Source organism: Enterococcus devriesei, from assembly GCF_001885905.1.
In the GTDB taxonomy this organism is placed as follows: Bacteria; Bacillota; Bacilli; order Lactobacillales; family Enterococcaceae; genus Enterococcus_A; species Enterococcus_A devriesei.
Genome location: NZ_JXKM01000002.1, coordinates 190,894 through 207,758, shown reverse-complemented (window position 1 = coordinate 207,758; position 16,865 = coordinate 190,894). Strand labels below are relative to the sequence as shown.

At 40.4% G+C, this 16,865-nt stretch carries 14 protein-coding genes and 1 tRNA gene; 1 reads left to right on the top strand and 14 read right to left on the bottom strand.

All coding sequences use genetic code 11. The annotated features are described in order from the left end of the window. Positions 1 to 4 precede the first annotated feature (4 nt). From RV00_RS03550 to glgB, 10 genes are all read right to left on the bottom strand, one after another. Positions 5 to 829, bottom strand: a complete 825-nt coding sequence (locus RV00_RS03550; protein WP_071861228.1) for a helix-turn-helix domain-containing protein — start codon at positions 827 to 829, stop codon at positions 5 to 7. 226 nt (positions 830 to 1,055) lie between these two features. Continuing rightward, positions 1,056 to 1,139 (bottom strand) — tRNA-Leu (locus tag RV00_RS03545). A 46-nt stretch (positions 1,140 to 1,185) separates the two neighbouring features. Then, complete coding sequence (locus RV00_RS03540; RefSeq protein ID WP_071861227.1) at positions 1,186 to 1,371, bottom strand: hypothetical protein; 186 nt, start codon at positions 1,369 to 1,371, stop codon at positions 1,186 to 1,188. A gap of 167 nt (positions 1,372 to 1,538) precedes the next feature. Then, positions 1,539 to 2,153, bottom strand: a complete 615-nt coding sequence (locus RV00_RS03535) for a hypothetical protein (RefSeq protein ID WP_071861226.1) — start codon at positions 2,151 to 2,153, stop codon at positions 1,539 to 1,541. A 98-nt stretch (positions 2,154 to 2,251) separates the two neighbouring features. Continuing rightward, positions 2,252 to 4,084 (bottom strand): glycoside hydrolase family 13 protein, encoded by a 1,833-nt coding sequence (locus RV00_RS03530; protein WP_071861225.1) that lies wholly within the window; start codon positions 4,082 to 4,084, stop codon positions 2,252 to 2,254. Beyond that, positions 4,065 to 6,503 carry a glycogen/starch/alpha-glucan phosphorylase gene (locus RV00_RS03525; protein ID WP_071861224.1) on the bottom strand — a complete coding sequence of 813 codons (2,439 nt, stop codon included), beginning with the start codon at positions 6,501 to 6,503 and terminating at the stop codon, positions 4,065 to 4,067. The genes RV00_RS03530 and RV00_RS03525 overlap by 20 nt, the downstream gene beginning before the upstream one ends. A gap of 119 nt (positions 6,504 to 6,622) precedes the next feature. After that, positions 6,623 to 8,050, bottom strand: coding sequence for a glycogen synthase GlgA (gene glgA, locus RV00_RS03520; protein ID WP_071861223.1), 1,428 nt, complete (start codon positions 8,048 to 8,050; stop codon positions 6,623 to 6,625). A 2-nt stretch (positions 8,051 to 8,052) separates the two neighbouring features. Beyond that, positions 8,053 to 9,201, bottom strand: coding sequence for a glucose-1-phosphate adenylyltransferase subunit GlgD (gene glgD, locus RV00_RS03515; protein WP_071861222.1), 1,149 nt, complete (start codon positions 9,199 to 9,201; stop codon positions 8,053 to 8,055). After that, positions 9,188 to 10,333, bottom strand: coding sequence for a glucose-1-phosphate adenylyltransferase (locus tag RV00_RS03510; RefSeq protein WP_071861221.1), 1,146 nt, complete (start codon positions 10,331 to 10,333; stop codon positions 9,188 to 9,190). The genes glgD and RV00_RS03510 overlap by 14 nt, the downstream gene beginning before the upstream one ends. Before the next feature lie 38 nt (positions 10,334 to 10,371). Beyond that, complete coding sequence (gene glgB, locus RV00_RS03505; protein ID WP_071861220.1) at positions 10,372 to 12,273, bottom strand: 1,4-alpha-glucan branching protein GlgB; 1,902 nt, start codon at positions 12,271 to 12,273, stop codon at positions 10,372 to 10,374. Between the two features lie 475 nt (positions 12,274 to 12,748). Here glgB and RV00_RS03500 point away from each other — a divergent pair, with 475 nt between their 5' ends. Then, positions 12,749 to 13,303, top strand: coding sequence for a DUF2179 domain-containing protein (locus tag RV00_RS03500; protein ID WP_071861219.1), 555 nt, complete (start codon positions 12,749 to 12,751; stop codon positions 13,301 to 13,303). Between the two features lie 2 nt (positions 13,304 to 13,305). Here RV00_RS03500 and RV00_RS03495 read toward each other — a convergent pair whose 3' ends face one another. The 4 genes from RV00_RS03495 to pflA form a co-directional block, all read right to left on the bottom strand. Beyond that, positions 13,306 to 14,169 carry an alpha/beta hydrolase gene (locus tag RV00_RS03495; protein ID WP_071861218.1) on the bottom strand — a complete coding sequence of 288 codons (864 nt, stop codon included), beginning with the start codon at positions 14,167 to 14,169 and terminating at the stop codon, positions 13,306 to 13,308. 4 nt (positions 14,170 to 14,173) lie between these two features. Next, positions 14,174 to 14,977, bottom strand: coding sequence for a DUF1803 domain-containing protein (locus tag RV00_RS03490; protein WP_071861217.1), 804 nt, complete (start codon positions 14,975 to 14,977; stop codon positions 14,174 to 14,176). An 89-nt stretch (positions 14,978 to 15,066) separates the two neighbouring features. Further along, complete coding sequence (locus tag RV00_RS03485) at positions 15,067 to 15,996, bottom strand: manganese-dependent inorganic pyrophosphatase (RefSeq protein ID WP_071861216.1); 930 nt, start codon at positions 15,994 to 15,996, stop codon at positions 15,067 to 15,069. An 88-nt stretch (positions 15,997 to 16,084) separates the two neighbouring features. Further along, positions 16,085 to 16,864 (bottom strand): pyruvate formate-lyase-activating protein, encoded by a 780-nt coding sequence (pflA, locus tag RV00_RS03480; RefSeq protein ID WP_071861215.1) that lies wholly within the window; start codon positions 16,862 to 16,864, stop codon positions 16,085 to 16,087. Position 16,865 lies beyond the last annotated feature (1 nt).

Genomic DNA, 16,865 nt, shown 5'->3' with positions numbered 1-16,865 from the left:
CACTCTACAAATCTTTCATTTTCTCTAAGGCTCGCAGCATTTTCCGATAACCGATCACTGAATGCAAATCGTCTCGTGCCTCTAACATGCGGATTTTTAACTCTAGTAGCTCATGCAATTTATAGTAGCTGCATTGCTGACGATTCCACTTCAAGCCAATGTCAACGACCTTTTCAGCTAAATCCAAACGTTCCTGCTTAATCAAAAACGTTCCATAATTGACGAATAGATTGCTTAACTCACTACGTTCGGAATAATCCGCCATCATAGATTGAAAGAGTTCAAAGCTTTGATTGTAGTAGCTTTGTGCTTCATTGACTTTTCCTAAAGCCGAATTCATTTTCCCGGCAAAATTCAATAATAAAATCCGGCTGTCAAAATAGCCGTAATACTTTTTCGAGACACAGATGTCCAAACCTTCAAGTGTGTGAGCCAAAGCCGCTTCAGGATTTCCATCAATAAAATAGGCACAGACGCCTTTAAAAAAACAAACTTGCTGACGATCCTTGTCTAAATGCGTGATCTGACGCTCGTCTAAGTAATCAAGGGTTGCTTGGATCTCCAAATATTTTCCCGTCCGTAAATACATAAACATCTTATTAAAATATTTCCGTAAAAATAATTCCTCTGGTAGAAAATCAAGCATCAATTGATCAATGGTGATCCCTAGCCGATGACAAAGCTGCTTAATGACAAAAATATTGGGAATCTCCTCGTCATTTTCGATTCGGCTCAAAACACTTTGAGAACAGATACCAGCCGATAAATCTTTTTGCGTCATGCCATGTTCTTTGCGGAACTCTTTTAAGACTTGACCAATCGCTTCCATCTTTGCTTCCTCCAAAATATGCTAATTCACATTTTTAACTACTATCATTCTAGCTGATGCGTGATAGACAAGCAACTTCCAGCATCTAAAAATCAAAAAGCCTTGAAGCATTTTGATTATAATAGGGTCGCATCACAAAAAATGAAATACTAAAAAATAGAGCTGCGACCTTTAACAGTCTCAGCTCTCGATCTTTTTTATTGTAGCACTTATACGGCTTTTTTTATACGGCGAATGGGACTCGAACCCACACGGGAGAACTCCCACATGACCCTCAATCATGCTTGTCTACCAATTCCAACACCGCCGCAGAACGAATTTCATCATAGCTTAGCCAACTAGCAAAAGTCAATAGGCTAAACAATCGTCGTGTCGTAAACATAGATGATGTTGCCTTTTAAACCGGCGATTCCGCGGAAAAACTTTTTGTCCTCCTGTTTGCTCCAGACTTCACGAAATAAAAAGAATTCTTCGCGAGTCACTTCGAATTGATCAATCTCTCCAGCTCGTAACTGACTGATTTTTTCTTCAAATGGATTCACATACTTACTTCCTTTACATAATTCTATAATAAATGGTTTTTACCCAGACAAGGAGCCGAGACCTTAGTATAATCCCCGCTCCCTTTTTGAATAAACAATAGTCCAAAGCAGCTTCTTCGGAAATTCTGTCTCATTTTCGAAGCTAAACACTGCTAATTGAACTGCTCTTAATCATGAAAATATTTACTGTCTTCCAACTTTGAATTATCCTCTTGCATGATCCCTCGCAAGGAACGATCCAAACGTTGGCGCGTTTTCTTTCTTTCCAACGCCGGCTGTTCTTCTTTTTCTGATGCGAAAAGAATATAAGATTGGCGAGACTTCTCCATCCGCTGCATTAATTCCCGAGGCGATACAGCATCTGCCGGATCATCGGGGATCAATGATGACGGCACAAATTTCGGCGCAAAAGGAGTAGCACTGCGGCCACGTCCACTCCGGGTATTAATGCTAGTGGCTTTCGTCCGTTCCTTAGGTTTAGGCTCTTCAAACAATTTTACTGTTTTACGTTCAGTGTGTTCAGCATGATAGCTCGGCAAGTTTGCTTTATGAAGCTCCAGCTCTCTGCTGCGAGGTTCTTCCTGTAAATTCACTCGCCGTGTTCGCTTAACTTTCGGCAACGGGCGATCAAAAATATCCTGCGCCTCTAATTTATAATCTGTCAGCAAGTCGTCCTCGCCATCAAACAAAACCCGACCACTTTGATTGCCGTAAGCTAGCTTGACTCCCGCATCATCATCAAAAGCAGGAAAGCGACCTTTTTTTCTGCTGTATGTTTGCATAAAATCATCCTCATTGTTGTGATATAGGATAGTTTAGCATAAATGCTAAAAAAATGCTTCGAAATCTCTAGCAGCCAAATCCTTCCTAACCCACAAAATTACCAGCTGTCAGAGATGAACAAGCTGCCTTTTGGTGCCAAGATCTCTCCTTCGATGATTCGATTCAACACATCATAATCACCTTTATAAGCTAATGGACTGGACAACTCACCAATATTGATACTTTGTTCTTGATTCGATAGATTAAGTGCATAGATGACATAGGCTTTTTCCGTGTAGCGAATGATGCCGAAAAGTTGCTGTTTTTGCGAATAGAAAGGGAAAAATTCTCCGTATTTCAAGACATCAAATTTTTTACGACGCTGAACCCATTTTTGACAGCTTTTGAATAAAGCCTGATTGATAGACTGCCATGGGAAAAAGCGACGATTCTCAGGATCTTTTCCGCCAGTCAGCCCAGCCTCATCCCCATAATAAATACAAGGGATGCCCGGCATCATAAACATCAAGCCCCATGCTTGATCTAACGTCTCTAATGACCCATCCAGCATCGTTAAAATCCGCTCCGTGTCATGGGTGCCAATATTATTCAACTGATTATAGTAAAAATCTCTCGGATAATTTTCCTGATAACGGATCATCTCTTCACAGATTTCCTGTAATGTCCGGTAACCTTTTAAGATATCTAAAATCTGCTGACGCAAAGGGTAATTCATCACGCCTTGCAAATGATCACCAAAAACATATCTTCTACGCGTATCATAAGCAATCTTATTAGAGGCATCCTCCCAAACTTCTCCAATCAAGATTTTTTCTTGATAGAAGGACAAATGCTTACGAATTCCCGCGATAAAATCATCCGTCAATTCATCTGCGACATCCAGTCGCCAACCATCGACGCCGAGGGTCGTCCACTTCGCTAAAACACTGTCTAGATCGCCGTAAATAAATTCTTGATAATGAGGATTATCTTTCCGGACCTCAGGTAGATCAGCAACGCCCCACCACGATTTGTAATCAGTGGGATATTGTTTAAAAGTGAACCAATCCCGATAAGGACTCTTAGGATCAAGGGCCGCTCCTGAATGCTTCCCATAAAGACCAGAAATATTGAAATAGCGGCTGTCCTTTCCTACATGTGAGAAAACACCATCAAGGATGACTGCGATTCCTGACTCATGTAGTTCAGTGATCAATTCACGAAAATCTTCTTCTTTGCCCAAGACGCCATCGATCTTAAAATAATCGTTCGTATCATAGCGATGATTTGAACTGGCTTCAAAGATCGGATTCAAATATAAAGCCGTGATCCCTAGCTCTTTTAAGTAAGGAATCTTTTCTTTGATCCCTTTTAGATTGCCTCCAAAAAAATCCCAACGAACGATCTCATTTTTTTGGTTTCGAATATAATAAGGATCGTCTTCCTCCGTACCATAAATAAACGAATTTTTTTTCGGCTGATTCACTATATGATCGGGATTGCCATTAGCAAAACGATCAGGAAAGATTTGATAAAAAACAGCATCGCGGTACCATTTAGGAGCGACCTCAGGTTTTTGATAGCAGGTTAATTGATAGGGTAGAACTTCTTGCTCGGAACCATATATTTTCCCTTCGCCGCCTTGATCCTTAAAGCCATAATACTGGATCGTCTCATAGCCATTGGTTTCGCGAACGACTTTGAAATAATAAAAGTACAGACCCCAGCCTTGATTCATCGTCGTTTGAAAATGGAACCGTTCTTCCGCCACCGCCTCCATTGGGAAGACTCGCTGCCCAGATGAGCTGCCTTCTTTACGGACGATCAAAAAAACCTGCGTGTTTTCCGGCTCAGGGACTGACAACCAAAGATCAATTTTCATGCCTTCTTGAACCGCACCAAAGGGTTGTTTATACCGTTCGATCCATGGATTAAAGTAGATATGTGTCATGTTGAGTCACACCTCGATTATCATTATGAGCGAATAATGGCTCAATCTGCCAAATGTCGTCCGCGTATTGCTGCACGGTTCGGTCAGAAGAGAAGCGGCCGGCATTCGCCGTATTCCGTAAACTGATTTGACGCCAGCGACGTGTATCCTGATACGCCTGATTGACTGACATTTGCGCCGCGCAATAATCTTCAAAATCTCGTAACACGAAAAATTCGTCGTTGTACTTGATCAACGAGTCAAAAATTTCCTGACCTTCTTTGGTGATATTCGGAATCGTTCCGTCGATCAAAGCATTGACTACTTTTTGAATCGTCGTATCACGTTCATACAGGTCGATCGCATGGTAATTTCTCTTTTCATAATACTGATAAACCTCTCCTTCGGTCAAACCGAAGATCGCGATATTATCATCACCTACCGCATCTCTAATTTCAACATTCGCTCCATCAAGCGTAGCAATCGTGACTGCACCATTCAGCATCAGCTTCATATTCGACGTGCCTGAAGCTTCTTTAGAGGCCAAGGAAATTTGTTCACTGACATCCGCCGCCGGAATGATTCGCTCCGCTAAGCTAACGTTATAGTTTTCTAAAAAGACTAGCTTCAATTTCCCCTTGATCGTTTCATCGGCGTTGATCAAGCTGGCGACTTCGTTGATTACTTTAATAATTGATTTGGCATAATGATAGCTTGGTGCCGCCTTCGCCCCAAAAATAAAGACCCGCGGTTCGATCGGTAATTCCGGATTCTCTTTCAAATCCAAATACAATTTAATGATATGCAGTAAATTTAGTAATTGACGTTTATAGGCGTGTAGCCGTTTGATCTGAACATCAAAAATCGCCTCAGGAGAGACTTCGATCCCGCAATGACTTTTGATATAAGCGGCCAAGCTACGTTTATTCTGATACTTCGCCTCAGCTAAGGCATTCAATACTTGATCGTCTTCTTCGTAATTTAATAGCAAACGTAGATCATCCGAATTTTTACGCCACGTTTTTCCAATTGTTGCATCCAGTACCTTGCTCATGGCTGGGTTAGCTAATTGGACCCAGCGCCGCATCGCGATTCCATTAGTTTTATTATTGAAACGATCTGGATAAAGTAAATAAAAATCATGCAACACAACAGATTTCAATAAATCCGAATGAAGCTTCGCGACGCCATTGGTAGAATGTGAACCAATAATCGCCAGATGAGCCATATGGACTTGTCCGTCTTGGATGATCCGCGTGCGTTGAATCAAATCAAAGTCTTGGACGCCAATTAATTCTTCCACAAAGCGCCGATCAATCTCTTCGATAATCTGATAAATCCGAGGGCAGACGTTTTTCATCATGTCGATCGACCATTTCTCTAACGCTTCTGCCATGATCGTATGATTCGTGTAACTCATAACTTTCCGCGTTAAATCCCATGCTCGCTCCCAACTCATTTGTTCCTCATCGACCAGCAAGCGCATAAACTCAGCCACACACATCGCTGGATGGGTATCATTAATATGGATTGCGGCGTATTGATTGATCTCATCCATCGGCTGGTTCAAACTTTTGAAATAGCGCAAGATACTTTGCACACCGGCAGATACAAAAAAGTATTCTTGCGTCAGGCGCATTTTCCGCCCTGCTTCATTCGAATCATCTGGGTATAAAACTGAAGTCAGATCTTCAAAAGAACGACGGGCTTCGATACTGCGATAACGATCCTCTTCCTCTGGCGGAATTTCAAGCGACCACAAACGCATTGTATTGACGATTTTATTTTGATAGCCTACCATTCCAGTGTCGTAAGGGACGGCACGGAGCTTACTACCCCCTTCATAGACTGGTGATAACTTGCCATATTGATCAGGTTTTAAATAAACATTTCCACCGATCTGGACATCCACTGCTTTGCTTTCTTTGCGAACTTCCCACAAATTTCCCTTTTGCAGCCACTCATCTGGCAACTCCACCTGATAATTATCAACAAAACGCTGTTTGAATAAGCCATATTCATAGCGAATCCCGTTCCCATTTCCTGGTAAACCACAAGAAGCGATAGAATCCATAAAACAAGAAGCTAAGCGACCAAGGCCACCATTGCCAAGTGCCATGTCCGGCTCGATCTCAACTAGATCATTTAGCTGAATCCCTAGCTCATCTAATCCTTCTTCTACCAGCTCCAGCCAGCCCATATTCAGCAAATTACTTTTCAACATTTTTCCCGGTAAAAACTCGATTGAAAAATAATACGACTGTTTCTGGTTATTCTCCCGATAATCCTTCCACGTTTCCCGCCAATCTTGCGAATAGGCGGAGGTCATCAAAGAGCCTAGTGTTTGATAAAGCTCATTAGAAGAAGCATCGGTAACCTCCATCGCAAATTTTTCGGCTAAACGTCGTTTGAATTTCTTTTTGAATTCTTTTTTATCCATTTCATTTCATCTCCAAGCTCTTGCAATTTATAAAAACAGCCTTCTTTTATTCGACTAGAATTAATTAAACAAAAAGCCAAAATCCATAGCACAAGGCCTAGATTCTGGCTTTTAGAATCCTACAGTTGTTGATACATTTCTAAATATTGTTGACTTGAACCATTCCAGCTGAAGTCACGAGACATTGCTTCAAGCATCAGCTTTTGCCAAGTCTTTGGATGTTCATGGTATAACTCGATTGCTTGCTTCATCGCATTCATTAAATAGAAAGGCTCAAAAATAGTAAAGCCAAAGCCAGTCCCTTCTTCGGTAACAGGGTTATACGGCTGGACCGTATCTCTTAATCCACCGATTTCATGGACGATCGGCAGTGTCCCATAACGCATCGAGATCATTTGTGAAAGCCCGCAAGGTTCAAAAGCTGACGGCATCAAGAACATATCCGAACCTGCATAGACCTTCTGCGCCAAAGTCACATCAAAAGCAATCTGGATACTCGTCTTCTCTGGATATTTGCTGCCAAAGTTACGGAACTGATTTTCAAAATTAGGATCACCAGTACCAACCAAAACGACCTGGACATCAAACTGCATCAAATTGTCCATTTCCTGTAACAGCAAATGGAAGCCTTTTTGATACGTCAACCGGCTGACGATTCCAATAATCGGCACTTCTGGTCGAACCGGTAGATCTAACATTTTTTGCAGTTGGACCTTGTTCTCTAATTTTTTAGACAAATGCTTCGCGTCATAATTTGCCGCAAGAGCTCGATCTGTCGCCGGATCAAACAGGTCATAATCGATTCCATTCAGAATTCCTCTTAATTTACCGCTCTCCATCCGTAAAATGACATCTAGACCAGCACCAAATTCAGGTGTTTTGATTTCTTCAGCATAAGAAGGACTGACGGTCGTAACTCGATCCGCGTAAAGAATCCCCGCCTTCATGAAATTGACACAATCATTGTATCTGACTGTTCCGTCATCGTAGCGTTCTGTTCCCATACCGAATAGATCGTACAGAATCTCACGGTCATATTGTCCTTGGAACTCAATATTGTGAATCGTTAAAACTGTTCGAATCGCATTGTAGGCTTGAATCCAACGATACTTTTCTTTCAGTAAGAATGGGATAAACGACGTATGGTAATCATTTACGTGTAGGATATCTGGAATAAAATTGATTTTTTCCATCAGTTCGATCGCTGCCATTTGGAAAAAGGCAAAACGCTCGCCATCATCATAATAGCCATAAAGTTCTGGGCGGTTAAAGTAGTACAGATTGTCTAAGAAATAATACTCAATATCATTCAATTTCAGATATTTTACGCCGCAATACTGCTTACGCCAGCCAACATAGACATCAAAGGAAAATAAATCTTCTAGTTGATCCTGATACTGCTGTGCCATTTTGGTAAAGAAGGGTAAGACAACCTTCACTGTGGCGCCTTTTTTTTCTAATGCTTTAGGTAAAGCCCCCGCAACGTCACCTAACCCTCCTGTTTTGAAAAAAGGGGCACACTCAGCCGCGACAAATAATACTTTCATGCTTACTCGCCCCCGTACACATCACTAAAGACATGGGTATTTTTCTTGATAACAACAGGTTTAGCTGCTGAACCAATAATTTTCACGCCGGGTTCCACTACGACATTTTTATCCAAAATAGCATCTCTGATAAAGGCATTTTCTTTGATACAACAGCTGGCCATGATGATGGAATTTTCCACTTCAGCGCCCTTCTCGATTACGACGCTACGAGAGAACAACGAACCATAAGCTTTGCCGTCAACCAAACAACCGGTTGCAAATTGACTATTTTTCACGTCAGAAGTTGGGGAATAATACGTCGCTACTTCATTTTTTAGTTTCGTATAGATTTTTTGTTTTGAATAAAGCAGTGAAGTGAATTTTTTAGGATCCAACATCGCCATATTCGCATCATAATAAGATTTAATGTCGAAAATATTACTTAAAAAGCCGGTATATTCATAGGCTGAAGTTTTCACACGGCTCATTAATAGCGTTAAGAAATCTAGCAATGCGACTGGTCCGCCTAAATTTTGTCCTTCTTCTAATGCATGGATCAACCAATCCGTCCGGCAAATAAAAATCTTCATACACAGATTCAACAACCCATCATCCGAACGTTCCTCTAGGAAATTGTGATTGCCCTTGATTATTCCGTGTTCATCTACTTCTAAAATTTCATCCTGTCGATAGATTTGCTCTCTCGGCATCTTTTTATAGACAACCGTCATCTCGCTGTCATTTTGTTGATGAATTTTTAACACCGCTTCTAAATCAATATTACACAGCATCCGATTTCCCATAAAGACGGTGTATTCTGATTTTGACTTGTGCAAATAGTCGATCACTGACTCATAATAAGGGCGCCCCTCTGCTTTCTTTTTCAAGAAATCCTGATAGAAATGAATGAAGTAACGACTGTCAACACTATCCAAGTGCCATTCACGCCCGCCACCGATATGGTCAAAGACTGATTTTGTCGTTCCTTGATTAAATACCATATAGACGGACTTAACGTTGGCATTGATCGCGTTTGACAAATTAAAATCGATTAAACGATATTTACAATCAAAGGGTAAAGTCGCTAATGGACGCTTTTCAGTTAAGGGTAATAATTCTGGACATTCATAGACATTGCCTAAAATGGCACACATTTTATTCGCTCTCACTTGTCAACACTCCAATCACTTCTGAATAACCTACTACGGCGATTTCTTTTGAGCCATCGATTACTGCATCGTCGCCAATAATCGCATGTTCACCGATAATCGCTTTATTGATCTGAACATTTTTACCCACTGTCGCTCCTGGCATAATGACACTGTCAACAATTTTCGCGCCTTCTTTGACTTGGACATCGCTCGATAAAATACTGTGTTCAACGGCCCCTGCTACATAGCAACCGTCCACCACTAGTGAATCTTTCACCTCAGCTGTTTCGGTAAAGAAATGCGGCGGTGAGACCGTATTCTTAGCAGAAATTCGCCAGCTCTTGTCGCGAATATTTAAGTTATGTTTAGGATCAATGAACTCCATGCTTGCTTCCCATAAAGAATCAATCGTTCCAACATCCTTCCAATAGCCATCAAAACGATAAGCAAAAACATTTTCACCGCTTTCTAAATAGGCGGGAATCACATGCTTGCCGAAGTCCAACATTTGATCGTCTTTTTTGTAGCTGTTTAGCAGCATGCCACGTAACCGACTCCAGTTGAAAATGTAGATTCCCATTGACGCAAGATTACATTTTGGTTCTTCTGGCTTTTCTTCAAACTCAATAATTCGGTCGTTGTCATCAGTATTCATGATCCCAAAGCGTGAGGCTTCTTCGATTGGAACTTCAATGACTGCTACTGTCAACGAAGCATTATTGGCTTTATGGTCTTCCAACATTGCTTCATAATCCATTTTATAAATATGGTCACCAGACAAGACTAAAACATATTCTGGGTCCATTTGATCGATATAATCCATGTTTTGATAAATCGCGTGGGCTGTTCCTTCGAACCATTTACTGCCGTCGTTACTGGAATAGGGCTGTAAGATTGTCACTCCTGAATTCAAGCCATCAAAGCCCCAGCTAGAGCCGTTTCCGATATGATTGTTCAAGGCTAACGGCTGGTATTGAGTTACTACACCTACATTGTTAATGCCGGAATTAATACAATTACTTAAAGTAAAGTCGATGATTCGGTATCTACCGCCAAAAGGGACGGCTGGTTTGGCAATTTTTTGCGTTAGTTTTCCTAGGCGTGAACCTTTCCCGCCGGCTAAAATCATTGCTAATATCTCTGTTTTCATGTGTTTTGATGAGAGCTATACTCTCATCGACCTCCCCTCTATTTCTTACGTGTGTTGATTGACTCCGGTTTTAAGATAAGGGCTCCTAATGCTGGAACCGTCGTCTTAATGACTTGCTGATACTGTTTGAAATCACTTGGTTCAGTTTGACAATCTTCATTTGATTTCGTCCACGTTCCGCCAAATTCCTGCATCTCAGTGTTCCACACTTCTTTATAGGTTCCTGGATAGGGAACACCAATCTGAAAATCACGTCGTTCAACAGGTGTCATATTTAAAATCACAATCAGAAAATCTTTTTTTCGTTTCCCCTGACGAATAAAAGATAAGATTGATTCAGCTGTATTATCCGCATCAATAATCTCAATCGTGTCATACGATTCTTCCAATTCCCACAAAGCGGGCTGATTTTTATAAAAATCATTCAGTGTCGCGGTAAAATGCTGCATAGATTGATTAAGCGAATCCCCTAAATCGACCCACTCTAATCCTTCGTCAAACTTCCATTCAAGAAATTGTCCCCATTCGCTCCCCATAAAGAGTAATTTCTTTCCTGGATGCGTCATGAAATACGTGTATAAGTTCCGCAGTTGGGCAAATTGTTTGTACCGATCTCCCCACATTTTATGCATCAAGCTCTTTTTGCCGTGGACTACTTCATCATGTGACAGTGGTAAAATAAAGTTCTCCTGCATCATGTACATAAAAGAAAAAGTAATCAAATTGAAATGATCCTTTCGAAAGACTGGATCCATTTCGTAAAAACGCAACACATCATTCATCCAACCCATGTTCCATTTAAAATCAAATCCTAAGGACCCACTTTCAATCATGCCGGTGATTTGTGTGTCAGAAGAGCTTTCTTCTGCGATCATTAAAATATTCGGATGGGCTAATTTAATGACGGCATTCAATTTTTGCAAGAAATAAAATCCTTCATAATTACGGTTGCCACCATCGTGATTTGGGGTCCACGGACCATCATCATAGTCTCGATAGATCATGCTTGAAACAGCGTCTACTCGGATGCCATCAATATGGAACATCTCAATCCAAAACATTGCACTAGAAATTAAAAAGCTCTGAACTTGTGGCTTACCTAAATCGAAATTGATCGATCCCCAACGATTATTTTTTGCTCGGTCAGGGTCCGTATATTCAAACTGCGGTGTCCCGTCGTAATAGGGCAACGTATCATCATTGATGCAATAATGGCCTGGGACCCAATCGACAAAAACGCCAATATTATTTAAATGACATTCCTCAACAAAGTCTTGAAATTCAGCGGGTGTACCAAAATATGAGCTTAAAGCAAAATAACCAATCAGCTGATAGCCCCAAGAACGCCCTAGCGGATGTTCCATCAGCGGCATAAATTCAACATGGGTATAATTCATTTCTACTAAGTAAGGAATCAGTTCGGTTTTCAATTCAGCGAAACTATAAGGAGTTCCATCTTCATGATGCTTCCAAGAACTGGCATGCAACTCATAAATATTCAGCGGTCGCTTAAAGGGATTCGAGCGTTTGCTTCGTCCACGCCACAGTCCGTCTTTCCATTTCTTCTCCGGAAAATTGTACAATTTGGCAGCATCGCCTGGACGCTTTTCAAAGCGAACGGCAAAGGGATCAATTTTTAGAATCTCACGGCCATTGGCTTGTCTGACTTTAAATTTATACAAGTCGCCTTCGTTTGCCTCTTCACAATAGATTTGCCAAATGCCAGTGTCATGGTCTTTTTCCATCGCCCAGTCTTGCCAATCATTAAAATCACCTACTAGAAATACCGCTAATGCATTGGGGGCCCAAACTCGGAAAATATACCCTTGCTCTTCACAATGCGCGCCTAATAAATGCTGCAGATAAAAATTTTCACCAGTTAAGAAGGTCTTTTTGGCATTATCAATCTGCTGTGTTTCTAATTTTTCAGTATTTTTCATGAGAACCACCTTTTCAGAAAGAACGCAAAAACGCTCTTAAATTACATTTTTATGTGCAAGTTCTAATAATTAAAAAACAGTTTGTTCTATTATAATAACACAAACAGTAATTACACGCTGATCAAACCGCTTCATTTCTTCGTTTTGATATTATTAAATATCCCTATATATATTATATTATAGTAAGAATTAAAATAGAAGATAAAATCTTTATTTTCTTTAAATATTTTGTGTTATTACAGATAAATAACAATCTCATCCCAAAATCTAGGTATTTTTGACAAATATTAGAATAATTTCTTTGAAGTCGTTCCCTTCTGTTTGCTTTTTGATAAAATAATCGTTACGCTAAGGATTAATAAACAAATCAAAATGGTATTGGTAAAGTTTTGCGGCACGACTAATAAGCAAAGCTACGATAACGAACGCTTTCATTTTTTTGCTAAAGATTTATTTTACAGTTAGGAGTTTTTTTATGATTGATTTGAAAATGTTGGCGATGATCTTTTTCATCAACCTCGCCTATGTCACTCTAAACACCCTCCGCTTTATGTTAACCATGAAGGGCTATCGAATCCTGGCTCCAATCATGAGTATGGTAGAGATCACGATTTATATTTTAGGTCTTTCGATGGTGCTGGATCGACTCGATAATCCAATCAATCTGCTTACTTATGCTCTAGGTTATGGCGTCGGAGTTAGCGTTGGAATCAAGATCGAAGATGCACTAGCGCTTGGCTACACCATGGTGACTGCTATCTTGCCAACTAATACTGATCAAGATCGAAGCTTGCCTCGCGTCTTACGAGATCATGGCTATGGTGTCACTCAATCTTATGGCGAAGGACTTTCAGGTGAACGAGTTGTACTGGAAATCTTGTCACCGCGAAAAAACGAACGCGCACTTTATGGACTGATCAAAGAAGTAGAAGAACGAGCTTTTATCATTTCCTACGAACCAAAATATATATCTGGTGGTTTTTGGACCAAAAAAATCCGTAAACGACAAAAAAACAACTTGAAGTCTTAACTTCAAGTTGTTTTTTTCCATATGAACTGAATGAGTTTTTCTTCTAACTGACTGCTCTTAGTGATCGCCGAGTGACCGCCGCTTTTTCCTTTGACTGTCAATTCTTGATAGCTTTTCGCATGCTTTTGAAACAGCCAACGTAAAGCAAACGCACTGTGAGTAGAGACGGAACCGTCACTTTCAGTACCATCCTCTAGATCACCGGCCACATCTAATACTCGAATATTAGCAGGCAGCCGATTCATCGAATGATCAAAATACTGATAAATTGGTGTCTCGCCACTCGGACCGTCTTCAGTCAATTCATAAGCAAAGACATCTTCAGTATCTTCCGCAATCTCTAAATCATTAAACGGCGCTGCAATTGCCACAAAACGATCGACCACCGGTGTTTTATTCCCAGCATATTCTAACAGATAGCGTAAAGACGAAACCCCGCCCATAGAATGGCTGACAAGATTCACACGCCTGATCTGATGCTGATAAAGATAGCGCATCACTTCATCGATCCATTTACTTTGCGTGATCTCATCCGTCACATCTTTAGCAAACAGTACCATGATCGTTGGATTGTTATTTTGCTCCGACAGCTGTCCTTCAACCGTTAACTTGCCATCCGCTTGAACGACAATAGTCATTTCCCGCTTAGCAATGTTACTTTTTTCTAAACGTCTAAGCATCGGCCCAAGGGAAAAGGAATTCCCTTCATAACCGTGAATAAAGACCGTCGGCTCATTTGAATAAGCGATGCCTTTTTGCTTCGTCAACGCCCCGGGACTAAAATAGCGAACCTTAGCGTAAAAAATCCCACCGAATACCAATAAAAAGCTAACGATCAAAATGATCCCTTTGATTATTCTTTGCATCCGCTTATGCCTTCTTTTTCTTGAGATAACTAAAACTTGCTTGCTCGCCTAATGCAATTGCCGCTAATTGACGCACTAGAAAAAAGCGGGTTTCCTTTTCTAATGAGTTCCAGTCTAAACTCAAATCAACCGTTAGATTCGGTGAATAGATGGGCAGTTGCAGTTGTCCATTTTCACTAATGACTTGCGTTTGGTTCAGACTATCTAAAAAGATCGATGAACGTCTCGGTGTTTTGCCAGCTATTACTCGTTCTAAAATAAGCCCAATTTGATCCATGAAAAATTGCGGTTGGACATCGCCTAGTAGAGCGGACAACTTAGGAAATTCCAACGGTCGCTCGCTATTTGCAAAATAATTAGGCAGCGTCTCAGGAAGTGCTTCCCCTTGATTGATCGTCACTAATGAGAACTGATCATTTTCCATTCGATTTAAGGTAGGCAATGAAAAATCCACCGCCACAACTTTTTCAAGTTCATCATGCCAATACTCTTCTGCAATTAGCATTAAGAATTGCTCCGGCGAAAGTTCTTGCAACAATCCTTGAGTGATCCTCTCAGCTAAAGCTGTCGTTGGATATTCTGTTAAAATGGGCAGTGCCAACTGATAGCGTCGCTCATTACGAACAATAATCCCATGCTCAATCAATTGTTCTAAATCCTTATCCAAATGTTTCTGATTTGAAAATTCTTTGCGAAGTTCTCGTAAGATCACTGGCGCTTCCAATGTTTCAAAATAGGCAAGTAGTTGTTGTATTTCCTGCCGTTTCAACAATTGTTGTAGTTTTTGGTCTTTTGTGTAAAGTTTCATGCTATCACCTCTCGCATTATAATCCTATTCAGAAAAATCCACAAAAAAATGGACTCTAGAAAACGAGTCCATTAGAAAAATCGTTACAATTATTTTTCGAAGGCTTCGGTCAATTGTGGAACGACCTGTTTCTTCCGAGATACGACACCCGGTAATGATGCACGATCATTCTTAAGTTCTACGCCAAAGGCTTCGGTTACTTTTTCACGTGGTTCACCAGCAACTAATAATTCAGAATCAGAGTCTAAAATATTCGTTACTAGTAATAGGAACAAGTCATAACCGTTCTTTGTATTTTCAGTCAACATCGCATCACGTAAGGCATCTTGACGAGCAAAAACCTCTCCGATATCCACTGTATTTACTTGTGCAACACGAACCGTTTTCCCGTTCATTGGGAATGATTTCGCATCGAGATCCAATAACTCAGCTTCTGATTTATCTCCTAGATTGGTTCCAGCTTTCAATAAATCTAGGCCATAGCTATTTAAATCAACCCCAGCGATTTCAGCTAACGCATTGGCAGCATCAACGTCTTCTGGCGTACAGGTAGGTGATTTGAATAATAAAGTATCTGAAACGATAGCAGATAACATCATACCCGCGATTTCTTTAGGAATCGTCACATCGTTTTCTTTATACAGCTTCAAAACGATCGTTGACGTACAGCCAACTGGTTCAGCCCGATAATAAAGCGGATTTGCTGTTTGAAAATTAGCGATCCGATGGTGATCAACAACCGCCAAAATATTCAAATCTTCAATATCAGCCGCACTTTGTTGGAATTCATTATGATCGACTAACATGACATCGCTTGTTTCGCCAGCGATTGTTTCTACCACGCGAGGCGCAGATACGCCAAAGTGATCTAAAGCAAATTGGGTTTCTTCATTGGGCGTGCCTAGTGCAACTGCTTCAGCATCGACACCTAATTCTTTTTGTAAATTAGCAAAGGCAATCGCCGCACCAATTGCATCGGTATCAGGATTTTGATGGCCAAAAATTAAAACTTTTGTCATAGTTGATTCGCTCCTTTAAATAAAGTTCCTCTTTATCATATCAAAAAAAAGGAAAAGAGCAACACAATGCCGCTCTTTTCCTTAAGTTTTAGCGTTTTAAATAGCCTTTGTAATCTTCGGTATGCAATAGTCTTTTCGCATTCTCAACGCGATCATCAGTAGGAGGTTCAATTCCTTCCAATGGATAATCAAGATCCATTTCTTCCCACTTGTATTTGCCCATTGTATGATAAGGTAAAATTTCAACTTTATCCACGTTGTTCAAAGATTTGATAAATGTATTTAATCGAATTAAAAATTCGTCATAGTCGCTTCTAAAAGGTACCAACACGTGGCGAATCCAAACGGGTTTATTAATGTCTGATAAGTATTTCGCCATTTCCAAGATATTGCTATTACTTTGTCCAGTCAGTTCTCTGTGTTTTTGGTCATCAATTTGTTTAATGTCAAACAAAATCAAATCAGTATATTTCATTAATTCTTCAAATTTTGAGAAAAACGGTTCTTTGTAAGTAAATGGGTTCCCACAACTATCTAAAGTTGTATTAATCCCCATCGCTTTAGCTTTTTTAAATAGATCGATTAAGAAATCGATTTGTAATAAGGGTTCGCCACCACTAACTGTAAGCCCGCCTTTTTTACCCCAGTAGCTCTTGTAATTGGTCGCTTCTTGTAAAACGTCATCGGCTGTACGTTTTTTGGCCTTTGGATCATTAATTTTCCAAGTATCAGGATTGTGGCAAAATTGACAACGCATCCGACAGCCTTGCATGAAAACGATGAAACGGACGCCTGGACCATCAACAGATCCAAAGCTTTCGATTGAATGGACATTTCCGACAATAGGTTGTTCAGTCACAGTAGACATA